The sequence below is a fragment of the Bacillus norwichensis genome, assembly GCF_014836955.1.
GTDB lineage: Bacteria > Bacillota > Bacilli > Bacillales > Bacillaceae_C > Siminovitchia > Siminovitchia norwichensis.
The window spans coordinates 39,221-50,722 of record NZ_JACSPV010000031.1 but is presented as its reverse complement, the minus strand read 5'-3'; the positions used below and the strand labels follow the sequence as shown (position 1 = coordinate 50,722).

The following is an 11,502-nucleotide window of genomic DNA, read 5'->3' as shown; positions in this document are numbered from 1 at the left end:
ATTCTACCAATAAAAAAACTTAACCGCGAAGCAAGAGCCGTACGCTCTCTCACTTACACGGTTAAGTTTACACTCCCGAGGGCTCAGCAAAAGCTGGCCCCTCATTTAATTTAAAAAAGTAGAAAATTTCCGTCCCGACTATCACCTCAAAGTCATAGTCGGCTGAAGCGCTGTCTCCCTAGTTGCCTAAGTCTGATTTTCGCCTTTCATTTTCTTTTTTATCAGCAAATGCAGCCATCGCCTCGCACATGAACTTCGCTAGGCCATCTCCAAATTGATCGATGTTTTTGGTGAAGCGCTCGTCACTGATATACATTTGTCCTAATCCTTTAAATGCTTCAAATGAATAGCTCCCGAAGTTATTGTTTAAAAAGTCATACCACTCCTTGATTGCGGACTGGGCCTTATCAGAATCCGGAGCTCCTTTACGAAGGGCGGCCAACTTTCTATAAATAGTGTTCATCTTTTTGGTCATTGCCTTTTGCTCCTCTTCCGACATACCCGCAAGCTTCGCATTGGATCGTTCCACAGCCTCGTTTCCCCAGCGTTCGCGCGCCTCTTGTTCATAGGGATTGTGACTGAAATCAAACCCTTCGAACTTCTCTTTGTTCGTCATTTGAATCTCTCCTTCGGCGTGTTGAATCGTTCTTTCAATCAGAAGGATCATTTGATCTAGCCGGGAACGCTTTTCCAGCAGCATTTTTTGCTGCAATAACAAGGCTTCCTGACGATCGAAGGACGGGCTATTCAACACGTCTTTTATTTTCTTTAAAGGGAAGCCGAGCTCTCTGAAAAAAAGGATTTGCTGCAGGGTTTCCAAATCTTCATCTGTATATTCTCGATAACCTGATTCGGCTATGCGCTTAGGCGAGAGCAAGCCGATTTCATCATAATGGTGCAGCGTCCGGACGCTGATTCCTGTCAGCTTTGCCACTTCCTTGACTTTCATCGAAATCTCCTCCCTTCCATCACAATATAAAGGATCACGTTACGTGAGAGTCAATAGGTTTTTGTTTATCCACATAAAAAGGCAGCCAGGCATCATGGAGAAGGTCAATTCCTTCGACAATCTGTTTTTCTGATAAGCCTCCAAACCCCAGCAAAATGAGTGGATATCCCTTCTCTTGTTCAATGCTCCAATTGGCGGTTGTGCTGTAAACTTTCACTCCTACTCTTTCAGCAATTTCTACAAGTTCATCAGCAGTTTTGCTGCTTTTTATTTGAGTGACAATATGCAGGCCTGCGTTTTGTCCTGTAATGTTCACATAGTCACCCATGGTGTTCTTAATCGTTTGGATAAGGAGATCATGCTTTTTCTGATAAATCTTTCTCATTCTGCGGATATGTCGCTCCCATTCGCCACTTTCCATAAACGTCTGCATTGTTTTTTGATGCAGTCGCGAAACGGTTTGATCATATTTAAATGCTTGATATATGTGTAAGAGCTTTTCTGGGAGAACGATATAGCTCATTCGAATAGCCGGCATGAGAGATTTTGAAAAAGTCCCGGCATAAATGACATTCCCGTGGGCATCCAATCCCTGCAAAGAGGGAATGGGTTTTCCATGATACCGGAATTCGCCGTCATAGTCGTCTTCAATAATCAAGCCATCGTTCTCCTCCGCCCATTGCAGCAGCCTGATCCGCTTTGTAATAGGCATGACCATTCCCAAAGGAAATTGGTGAGATGGTGTAATGTAAACGATTTTCGCACCGCTTTGCTCTAATGCATCCAGATTGATTCCATCCGCCTCGAGCTTGACTGGTGACATTTCGAATCCCATTCCTTGAAAAACATGCCGTACTCCGTCATATCCGGGTTCTTCCATAGCAATCTTTTTTCCATCTAATTCAATTAACTGACATAAAAGCCTCATGACGGTTTGAGTGCCTGATCCAATAACAATCTGTTCTTCTGTGCAGTTTACCGCACGGGCTTGACGAAGATACCGGCTGATGGAGGCACGAAGTCCAGGCTCTCCCTGTTTGTCGCCATATGAAAGGAAGTGTGGGTTCAGATTTTGATTGACGCATGCTCTCCATTTTCGGAAAGGAAAATGCTCCACATCAATATGGGACATATAAAAATCAAATTGGATGTGTTTTCGTACGGCTGTGGACTTCTTTTCCCGTGTCGTTTTGGAAAAAGGAGGCAGATCCCCAAAGGGCTCTTTTTCCATTTCAACAACAAAATATCCGCTTCGCTCCTTGCTCTCGACATATCCTTCTGCTAAAAGCTGCTGATAAGCCATTTGAACTGTTGTTTTACTAATGTGTAAATCATCAGCAAGCCCGCGGATGGATGGGAGACGTTTAAGGGAGGGAATTCCACCTGTCTGAATTTCCTCTTTCAGATATTGATAGAGTTGTAGATACAATGGTTCACTTGATCGATTTTCCAATCGAGGACATATTTTCATAAAACCACCTCATATCTGTACTGGTTGAATTTTAATTAACTGTATCTTTCATAGTATACAGATTTACTATAACCTTTTATTTAACAAAGTGGAATGGGGGAATGATCTATGTCAATCAATGTAAGGGCTGCTGAGAAGAAAGATAGAGATGAGCTAACAAAGCTTATGTATGAGTATGTTGTCGATTTTTACCAAAGGCCAAGACCTGAAGTTGAAAAAATGCACCATATCATTGAACTGCTCCTTGAAAAAGAGGAAGGAATCCAATTCGTAGCCGAAGAAGGTGGAAAGCTGGCAGGCTTTGCCACTCTATACTTCACGTACAGTACAACAAGGGCGGATAAAATAACTGTTATGAATGATTTGTATGTTGTTGAAGAGGAGAGAGGAGCAGGCGTAGCACAGGAACTGTTTAAAGCCTGCGAGGACTATACCAAGGAGAATGGTTATTTCCATATGTCTTGGGTGACCGCTCCTGATAATTACCGTGCACAACGATTTTATGAAAAGATGGGCGGAAGCCGGGCCGATTGGCTCAACTATACGATATAAGCAAAGAAGTCTGCGGCCGGCAGACTTCTTTTCATGGACGGAATTCCCATGGTTCTACAGTGCCAACAACATGAAGCCGGGCATCTTTTTGAATGCAGTCGATGATGCCGTGTGATATTTCTTTATGGGTCAGCCACCGAGAATAGCCATTTTCAATGATAAATCCTAGCTGAACTTGGCGATAATGGCATCCAGACGGTATGTCTACATCTTGAACTGTCTTTTTTAGATCTGTACTGCTGCCCAATACATGAAAGAGCTTCCACTTGTTTTTACTGTTTTTTGAAATAACCTCTGCGACAATGGTTAAAGCATTTTTTCCTATGGAATGAATCCAGGCCACAACCAATCTTATCTCCCCATTTTCGTGAATAATCCTCTTTATCTCGCTGTGAAGATCTGTTTCGTTACAGTAATCGACGAGCACAGGTGTAATGGAAGAAGGCTTTTCTGATTGGTCAATCAATGTTTTCATCCGCCTCCGATTTCTTGCTATAACGGATACTTGGTAATTTTGCTGGACAAGCCAGTGGGTGGTACCTGACAGCATTCCTGTTCCACCAATGACAAGAGCATGCTCCAACTTATTCACCTCCTCGTTCTAAAGTAACAAAAATAAAAACGTATGTTCGCATTTATGAAAAAAATGGTATAATATAAGAACAATAGAACAGGTTTCTCAAGGGCGGTCCGTGCACACTTCTCGCAAGGAGGGAGGTGGTGCCATGACAGTATTTGAAACTATCTCGTCTATGATTGGTTTTGCTGTTTTGATTGTGGCTATTCTGTCATTTACAAAAGACTAAAGCCGCCTTTGAGATGACCCTCCAGGCGGCTTCAGTATAGTTCGTGCTGATCCCCGGCGGGACCTGCTATTGTTGGATCGTTCCGGTGTTCTCAGCGCCGGGACGATCATTCTGATTGTATGGTGTTTCTCTTCTCATTATACTCCAAGATTTCTTATGTGAGAATACCTCAAAAGGGTGGAATCCGATTTATCACTTCTATTTTTCTTGAATTGGTTTATAATAAAAAGTGAGTAATCACTCACTAAGAAAAGGAGTGAATAAATTGAACGATTCCTGTGTTTCCATTCGAAGTGTCTTCAAAACATTTGGATCAGTGGAGGTTTTAAAAGATATTGATCTTGATATTCAGAAAGGGGAAATTTTCGGCCTCCTGGGACCTTCAGGGGCAGGGAAAACAACCTTGGTCAAGGAGCTTGCGGGACTTGAAGTGCCAACTTCAGGTGAAATCAATGTTTTTCAGGAGGAAATGCCCTCCTTGCATCTGATTGAAAAGCTGGGATATATGGCCCAGTCAGATGCACTTTATCTGGAACTGACCGCCCGTGAAAATCTTGAGTTTTTTGCTGCATTGTATGGTTTAAGGAAAAGAGAACGTAAACAAAGGCTTGTGGAAGTGATGGAACTTGTCCAACTGACTGATCATCTTGACAAGCAGGTGTCCAATTATTCCGGCGGGATGAAAAGGAGACTTTCCTTAGCTATCGCTCTCCTGCATAAGCCCGAGCTATTAATTTTAGATGAGCCGACTGTTGGTATTGACCCTGTACTCCGAAGAAGTGTTTGGGAAGCTTTCCATCAATTGAAAAAGGAAGGAAAGACGCTGATTGTCACAACCCATGTCATGGATGAAGCAGAAAAATGCGACCGGTTGGGGCTGATGCGTGAGGGCCGGCTCATTGCCGTTGGCACGCCGGAGGAACTGAAGCAAGAAACGGGTTCAAATTCAATAGAAGAAGCTTTTCTGGCATTTGGAGGTGTATCTTCATGAGAGTCATGGCCTTGGTTAAAAGGATTTTACAGCAGATTGGAAGAGATAAGAGAACTCTCGGCCTCTTAGTATTTGCTCCTATTCTCGTTCTCACGATGCTCCATCTTGTTTTTAATGGAGATGATTACACACCTAAAATAGGGCTAGTGAATGCGCCAGAACAAATCAAGGATAAAATGGACCTTAAAGGTGCAAAGATCATGGATGTAAAAGAAGAGGATAAGGCTAAAAAGCTTCTTTCTTCCCGCGAATTGGATGGTTATCTTGTTTTCGATCAGATGCCGCCATCTGTTTATCTGGAAGGCAGTGATCCGCTTGTCAATGGTTCTGCGATGAAATGGATACAAAAAGCGTTTAAGCCCTTGCAGGGAGAAAGTGGAGTGACCGACATAGAGATCCACTATTTGCATGGTTCGGCTGATATGAGCCAATTCGATTACTTCGGGCCTGTTCTCCTCGGCTTTTTCGTTTTCTTCTTTGTGTTCATCATTGCAGGCGTTTCTTTTATAAGAGAGAGGACATCGGGAACATTGGAGCGACTATTATCAACACCGCTCCGCAAATGGGAAATTGTCGTTGGATATGTAGTTGGGTTTGGCGTTTTTACACTGTTTCAAGCAACCATCATAGCTGCCTACAGCATTTATGTCCTGGGTATGTTAATGGAAGGTTCCTTCTGGTATGTATTATTGATCATTGTGCTTCTGTCATTGACAGCCTTGACTCTCGGAATTTTATTATCCTCGTTTGCCAATAATGAGCTGCAGATGATTCAGTTTATTCCGATTGTCATCGTACCACAAATATTTTTCTCAGGGCTGTTCAATCTTGAAACTATTTCAGACTGGTTGAGCTGGGTAGGTCCGCTTACGCCACTTTATTATGCTGCGGATGCGTTAAGAGATGTCATGGTTAGGGGCTATGGAGTGGAAGAAATTGCTTTGAATTTGTTGGCTCTGCTGGGGTTTGCGGTTCTATTTATGGTACTGAATATCGGAGCTCTTAGAAAATATAGGAAAATCTAACGAGGAGTCTATTATGTTGGAACAAAATCAGATTTGGGATCAATTGTCTTTGGATAAGGAAGAGTTCACACCGAAACAGAAGAAAATCATAGCGGCAGCCATCGAAATCTTTGCTGAAAAAGGCTATGCTGCGACCTCAACAAGTGAAATTGCAAAGAAAGCTGGAGTAGCGGAAGGAACGATTTTCCGCCATTATAAAACAAAAAAAGAGTTGCTCTTATCCATTGTTGCACCGATGATGGCCAAAATGATCGCCCCTCTTGTTATAAAGGATATTAATCGTGTATTGGATAAGGATTACGATACTCTGGAGGACTTCCTCAGAGCAATGATTAAAAACAGAGAAGCGTTTGTGGAGAAGAACATACTCCTTTTTAGAATTCTTGTGCAGGAGCTTCCTTTTCAAAAGGAACTGCAGGAGCAATTTTTAGAACATATCGCCGCTAAAATCTATATTCGCATGGAGAAGGTCGTCATGCATTACCAAGAAAAAGGTGAAATCATGGTTATGCCGTCAAAAACCGTCATTCGCTTGTTTCTTTCGACGATTTTCGGCCATTTAATCGCCCGTTTTTTCATAGTATCTTCTGAAGAGTGGGAGGACGAAGAGGAAATGGAAAGAACCATTCAATTTTTGGTGAAAGGATTAAGTGAATAAGAATGAACATGCCGGCGTCTTCTATGACCTTTCGCTGAAGTCGGCCGATCTCGAAAAGACGTCTCCTAGCTATTCAATTTAACTTTATTCAGCAAAAGTCCCCACATTCGTAAGTGGTGAGATGGAATGCCTATTGGTATTCCATTCAGTGGAGTTTTCAAACCCCAGTTGAATCAAGTTAAAGCCTCTGGTGGATGCCGCAGATTTTCAGAGGAAATAGCTTGATAAATCTGGGTGCGAATACGCCAAGGCGCATTTGATTAGAAATTGAGTAGCTTACTATGATAGTCTTTTCTTTATATTCAGTTACTAGGTGCGGAAGCATTTACAATCGAACTATTTCTTCCGTATCATAATAGGAGGACAGGAATTGTTTAGCTATTATGGTGAGCTCAGTACAGAGCTTTATGATTTTACAAAGCCTATTGGATATTCAGTAGGTGGTGACATTGAGTATTATCTTGAAAGATTAAAAGGCACGAACGGAAAGATACTTGAAGCTGCAGTGGGATCAGGACGAGTTCTAATACCCTTAATCGAGAAGGGGTATACCGTTGACGGGATTGACTATTCTCCTGCAATGCTTGATTCTTGTCGAAAACGCTGTAATGAAAGAGGTTTGACCCCGAATCTATATGAAGGCGATTTACGTCATTTTAAATTACCTTCAAAGTATGAAGTGATCATTATACCGACGGGTTCCTTTTGTTTAATTGAGAAGTTAGAAGATGCTAAAGCTGCTTTGAAGTGTTTTTATCATCATTTATTACCTGGAGGACGTGTGATCATTGATCTTCTAATCCCCAGTGATTGGCAAACAGGCGAAATTTCCACTTCAACTTTTCCTTTTTCTCATGAAGAAGGCATTTTATTGGAAAGTAAATCAATAGAAATGGACTGGGTAGATCAATCTACCCTAACCTATCTAAAATATGAGAAATGGAAAAAAGGGAAGCTAATGGACACCGAGCTGCAACGGTTTGCCATGCGTTGGTATGGAGTCGAGGAGTTCAAACTTATATTGGAAAGCATAGGTTTCCTTGAAATAACATGTTCTGCTAGTTATTCTTATAAGAAAGATCCAACGAAGGAAACGCAATTGTTGACATTTGAAGCTGTACGGAAATAAGGTTTAACTTTATTTAGCGTCTCCCACTTTCGTAAGTGGTGAGATGAATGTATATTGGTATTCTATTCAGTGATGGTTCAAACCCCGGCTGAATCAAGCTAAAGCCACAGATTTTGTCGAGTGGAGCTAGATAAATTCAGGGCGCAAATGAATCAAGGTACATTTAACTTTCAGGTGTTGAAAATCATAAAGGACAATGCGCTGAACATATTTAGGCAAGATGATTGTCAAAGAGGGCGACCTATCCTTTGGACGGGTCGCTTTTTTGGTTATATAGCGTCAACATCAGCTTCTGAGTTGAAAATAAATTTTGCTCTAGTGCGTTGTATCTGGATTTAACATACAGGAGGACGCACCCTAAGTCTCTTGGCCTGCACGATGTAGCATTTTTCCTCAAATAAAATATTTGTATAATTGGCAGCTTAAAAACCTTTAATAGATTGAAAAAGAAATTGTATATTTAAGTACAGTATGATTAGAACGGAATCAATTAAATAGTTTAGTTAGAAAGGAAGGACATGCTGTGCTAACCTCTTTTGGAAAGTTTTGTAGAAAGCTAAGAGTAGATAACGATGAGCTATTAAAAGATATGGCTGATAAAATAGGGGTCGCCTCTTCTTACTTATCAGCTGTTGAAAATGGAAAAAGAAACGTTCCTCAAGAATGGATTGATAAGATTGCTATATCCTACTCATTAAATGCTTTGGAGCTAGCTGAATTAAATCAAGCTGTTCAAGAATCACAAAATACACTGAAAATTAATTTTGAAGGCTTCAGTGGAGAAGATAAAATTATTTTTATGGCTATGATCAAAGAATTTAAAGGTTTAAATGAGAGGGATAGAGCCAAAATCAAAGAGATCCTCTTGAAGAATGAGGAAAGCATGTAAAAGTTGCTTCATACATTAAAATTGAGGATTATCTACAGTTTCAAGTATCCTGGCTAAAAAATAAAAAGACGATGATGGAGGAGCAATAAATTTTTATGTAATTGGACTTTTTAACTATTTTTAACAATGCTCTTCCTCATTAAGAAAATCATACTGTTTTATCGCAAAAACAATATGATAATGAACAAACAGGCCAAATTGTAGAATACGGATACGGGAAATAATGTAAAAGCTGGTCACTGAATAATCTAAAAGCTCTATGTTAAGGGGGCTTTTAGATTTATAGAATAACAGTTATGCTGTTATGAAAAAGATATAAAAATACTGTCTGAATTTTAGGCACATACTGTCCAAAGCTGGAGAATACTATCCAGGGTTCAAAAATACTGTCTGAAGCCAGAAAATCCTACTGCACCTGTTTCAAAATCATCCTCTATAAAGCGCAACTCTTTTGTTCAAGCTATATAGTTAAAACCGTTTTCCGATTAAGAAGAATAATATTGATAAAAAGCCTGTTATCTACCTATCTGAATCTGCCCAGTAAAAGGGTCTCCTTTTAAAGCAGATGAAGCTTATTATTTATGCCCAGTTGAAAGGTTTGCGTATCAGTTAGCAGGTAAAGTGAAAGAAAACCGTACAGAGGCAAATAGGTATCAAAAGCATCAGTAAACCTCAACTATCATGAGAAAGGGCCTGCTTAGCAGGCACCTTCTATGATCTGTCACTGAACATATTAAATAGTCCGCCAATCCCGCCTTCATCCTTTGAACCACCGGTCGCTGGCATGGCTGCAAATACTCGGCTAGCCAGCCGGCTGAATGGCAGTGACTGCACCCAAACAGTACCCGGCCCACGTAAGGTGGCAAAAAAGAGCCCTTCTCCTCCAAACAATGCCGTTTTCACGCCGCGGACAAATTCAATATCGTAATCCACATCACGGGTTATGGCCACTAGACAACCCGTGTCAATTTTCAATGTCTCACCTGGTCCCAATGTCTTTTGGTGGATCGTTCCTCCGGCATGAACAAACGCCATTCCGTCACCTTCAAGCTTTTGCATGATGAATCCTTCTCCCCCGAAGAATCCAGTCCCTATTTTGCGTTGGAACTCGATTCCTACAGATACGCCTTTTGCTGCGCATAAAAATGCATCTTTTTGACAGATGATTTTTCCATCCAGCTCCTTCAAATTCATCGGGATAATTTTTCCTGGGTAAGGGGAGGCGAACGAAACGTGCTTTTTTCCGCTACCTTCATTTGTAAACATCGTCATGAACAGGCTTTCTCCTGTCAACACCCGTTTGCCGGCGCCGAGAAGCTTGTCCATTAGCCCTCCGCTTTGAGAAGAGCCGTCTCCGAAAACTGTCTCCATATGAATGTGGTCATCCATCATCATCAGACTTCCGGCTTCTGCTACAACCGTTTCACCTGGATCCAGCTCTACTTCTACAAATTGCATGTCATCGCCAATAATTTGATAGTCAATCTCATGATTATTCATGTTTCCACCGTCCCTTTAACAGAACTACGGATAGGCATGGCTATTGGATTCAAGAAAATATTAAAAGTTTATGGTTTAGTTTTTTCAGTAATCTTTATAACAAGTGCGGTCCGAATTTGACCTAGCTTTTTCCAAAAAAGCTTCATTAAACTTATGGTGCGACTCTTTTCTCATTTTTATTCTTTACGGTTAATTTGTAGCTTGCTGGCTTCTTGAATGTTCGGAAGTTTATCACGAGATGGGCTAACATACCTGCTACCAACCCCCAAAATGCACCGCCTACTCCCAAAAGCGTTACATTTGCTGCAGTGGCCAAGAAAGTAATTAATGCCACTTCTTGACCTGCGGGATCTTTCATTGCATCTGCAAGACTACTTCCAATCGTCCCCAATAAAGCTAAACCTGCTAGAGTTGCTATAAAGGTTGAGGGCAGTATTAAAAACAGTGTGACAAGTGTAACGCCAAAAATACCGACAAATATATATAGCGCTCCGCAAATGATACCGGCAATATAACGTTTTGATTGATCTTCATGAGCATCCGGTCCTGTACAAATAGCGGAAGATATCGCGGCTATGTTAAAAGCATGTGAGCCAAAGGGAGCCATAATGAGTGAACCGATGCCTGTAACAGTCAGTATAGGATTCGCACTCGTTTTAAATCCATCACTTCTTAAAATCAACATACCAGGGATGTATTGTCCGGTTAATGTAATGATAAATAATGGTAATGCAACACCTAATAATGAAGATATAGAAAACTCTGGCATGGTAAACACCGGAAGTGCAAAGTCCAGCCCTACCCCTGTAAAATCGACTTTATTGAATAGAATGAGGGACAAAGATCCAACAACTAAGATACCTACTATAGCAAATCGCGGGAAAAGCCGTTTTAAAACTATATATGTAAAAAATAACATAATAACGAAAGCTGGGTCTATTTCAGCTCCACCAAAGGCCGCTATTCCAAATTGAAGCAATATACCGGCCAATAAACCAGCTGAAATCCCGGGAGGAATATATTGAATCAGACGGTCAAACATCCCGGACAGACCCAATATAATAAAACCGATGGCAGATATCATATAGGCACCAATTGCTTCACTATAGGGTGTAAACACTAAAGCCGATGCTAAAAAGGCAACCCCTGGAGTTGACCAAGCCGTGATAATAGGCTCTTTGTATTTGTAACTTAACCATACCCCAGTTATCCCAATACCTATAGAAAGAGAAAATACCCATGAAGCGGTTAATTCGGGGCTTAGATTAGCTACTTTGGCGGCTTGGAATACAATGGCAAACGTTCCACCATAATTAATAAGTACAGATACTAAGGCAGCTACCGAAGGAAAAAATAAATCATCTAGCTGCAGTGGATTTGATTTAGATTTCATTTTGGTGTCTCCTTCCGAAAGCATTTTGTTAAAATCCCACCAAGTATGAGAATGCCTTTAATGATGTTCATTATTGGTATAATCAGAAAACGGATTACTTTGGTTGTTGCTTAACTCTTTGTGATAAAGTGAGCAAATA

At 41.0% G+C, this 11,502-nt stretch carries 12 protein-coding genes; 7 read left to right on the top strand and 5 right to left on the bottom strand.

Annotated elements, in window-relative coordinates; genetic code table 11:
* Nucleotides 1-178: 178 nt before the first annotated feature.
* Together H9631_RS15600 and pdxR are read right to left on the bottom strand one after the other, a co-directional pair.
* On the bottom strand, nt 179-955 hold the full coding sequence (locus H9631_RS15600) for a MerR family transcriptional regulator (RefSeq protein ID WP_191814403.1): 777 nt from the start codon (nt 953-955) through the stop codon (nt 179-181).
* A gap of 28 nt (nt 956-983) precedes the next feature.
* Nucleotides 984-2,420, bottom strand: coding sequence for a MocR-like pyridoxine biosynthesis transcription factor PdxR (gene pdxR / locus H9631_RS15595; RefSeq protein WP_191814399.1), 1,437 nt, complete (start codon nt 2,418-2,420; stop codon nt 984-986).
* Nucleotides 2,421-2,528: 108 nt separating this feature from the next.
* Here pdxR and H9631_RS15590 point away from each other — a divergent pair, with 108 nt between their 5' ends.
* Entirely contained in the window at nt 2,529-2,972 is a 444-nt protein-coding gene (locus H9631_RS15590; RefSeq protein ID WP_191814398.1) for a GNAT family N-acetyltransferase, read from the top strand.
* A gap of 31 nt (nt 2,973-3,003) precedes the next feature.
* Here the strand turns inward: H9631_RS15590 and H9631_RS15585 are convergent, their stop codons facing one another.
* On the bottom strand, nt 3,004-3,564 hold the full coding sequence (locus H9631_RS15585; RefSeq protein WP_318246820.1) for a short-chain dehydrogenase: 561 nt from the start codon (nt 3,562-3,564) through the stop codon (nt 3,004-3,006).
* 133 nt (nt 3,565-3,697) lie between these two features.
* Here H9631_RS15585 and H9631_RS22900 point away from each other — a divergent pair, with 133 nt between their 5' ends.
* The 6 genes from H9631_RS22900 (at nt 3,698) to H9631_RS15560 (ending at nt 8,470) form a co-directional block, all read left to right on the top strand.
* Nucleotides 3,698-3,778: a putative holin-like toxin gene (locus tag H9631_RS22900; RefSeq protein WP_225221086.1), complete on the top strand. Its 81-nt coding sequence runs from the start codon at nt 3,698-3,700 to the stop codon at nt 3,776-3,778.
* A 265-nt stretch (nt 3,779-4,043) separates the two neighbouring features.
* Nucleotides 4,044-4,769: an ABC transporter ATP-binding protein gene (locus tag H9631_RS15580; RefSeq protein ID WP_191814394.1), complete on the top strand. Its 726-nt coding sequence runs from the start codon at nt 4,044-4,046 to the stop codon at nt 4,767-4,769.
* Nucleotides 4,766-5,794, top strand: a complete 1,029-nt coding sequence (locus H9631_RS15575) for an ABC transporter permease (RefSeq protein WP_191814392.1) — start codon at nt 4,766-4,768, stop codon at nt 5,792-5,794. Before H9631_RS15580 ends, H9631_RS15575 begins: the two co-directional genes overlap by 4 nt.
* 13 nt (nt 5,795-5,807) lie before the next feature.
* Entirely contained in the window at nt 5,808-6,452 is a 645-nt protein-coding gene (locus H9631_RS15570) for a TetR/AcrR family transcriptional regulator (RefSeq protein WP_191814390.1), read from the top strand.
* 370 nt (nt 6,453-6,822) lie between these two features.
* Nucleotides 6,823-7,581, top strand: a complete 759-nt coding sequence (locus H9631_RS15565; RefSeq protein WP_191814388.1) for a class I SAM-dependent methyltransferase — start codon at nt 6,823-6,825, stop codon at nt 7,579-7,581.
* A 589-nt stretch (nt 7,582-8,170) separates the two neighbouring features.
* Nucleotides 8,171-8,470, top strand: coding sequence for a helix-turn-helix domain-containing protein (locus H9631_RS15560; RefSeq protein WP_225221084.1), 300 nt, complete (start codon nt 8,171-8,173; stop codon nt 8,468-8,470).
* A 711-nt stretch (nt 8,471-9,181) separates the two neighbouring features.
* On the opposite strand, the gene H9631_RS15555 is transcribed toward H9631_RS15560, so the two are convergent.
* Both H9631_RS15555 and H9631_RS15550 read right to left on the bottom strand, forming a co-directional pair.
* Nucleotides 9,182-9,970 carry a TIGR00266 family protein gene (locus H9631_RS15555; RefSeq protein ID WP_191814383.1) on the bottom strand — a complete coding sequence of 263 codons (789 nt, stop codon included), beginning with the start codon at nt 9,968-9,970 and terminating at the stop codon, nt 9,182-9,184.
* A gap of 151 nt (nt 9,971-10,121) precedes the next feature.
* Nucleotides 10,122-11,363, bottom strand: a complete 1,242-nt coding sequence (locus tag H9631_RS15550; RefSeq protein WP_191814381.1) for a benzoate/H(+) symporter BenE family transporter — start codon at nt 11,361-11,363, stop codon at nt 10,122-10,124.
* Between the last annotated feature and the right edge of the window lie 139 nt (nt 11,364-11,502).

Bases quoted from the DNA above. Each gene is read 5' to 3' on its own strand.
- pdxR (WP_191814399.1), bottom strand. From the start codon at position 2,420: ATGAAAATATGTCCTCGATTGGAAAATCGATCAAGTGAACCATTGTAT.
- H9631_RS15590 (WP_191814398.1), top strand. From the start codon at position 2,529: ATGTCAATCAATGTAAGGGCTGCTGAGAAGAAAGATAGAGATGAGCTA.
- H9631_RS22900 (WP_225221086.1), top strand. From the start codon at position 3,698: ATGACAGTATTTGAAACTATCTCGTCTATGATTGGTTTTGCTGTTTTG.
- H9631_RS15575 (WP_191814392.1), top strand. From the start codon at position 4,766: ATGAGAGTCATGGCCTTGGTTAAAAGGATTTTACAGCAGATTGGAAGA.
- H9631_RS15570 (WP_191814390.1), top strand. From the start codon at position 5,808: ATGTTGGAACAAAATCAGATTTGGGATCAATTGTCTTTGGATAAGGAA.
- H9631_RS15560 (WP_225221084.1), top strand. From the start codon at position 8,171: ATGGCTGATAAAATAGGGGTCGCCTCTTCTTACTTATCAGCTGTTGAA.
- H9631_RS15555 (WP_191814383.1), bottom strand. From the start codon at position 9,970: ATGAATAATCATGAGATTGACTATCAAATTATTGGCGATGACATGCAA.
- H9631_RS15550 (WP_191814381.1), bottom strand. From the start codon at position 11,363: ATGAAATCTAAATCAAATCCACTGCAGCTAGATGATTTATTTTTTCCT.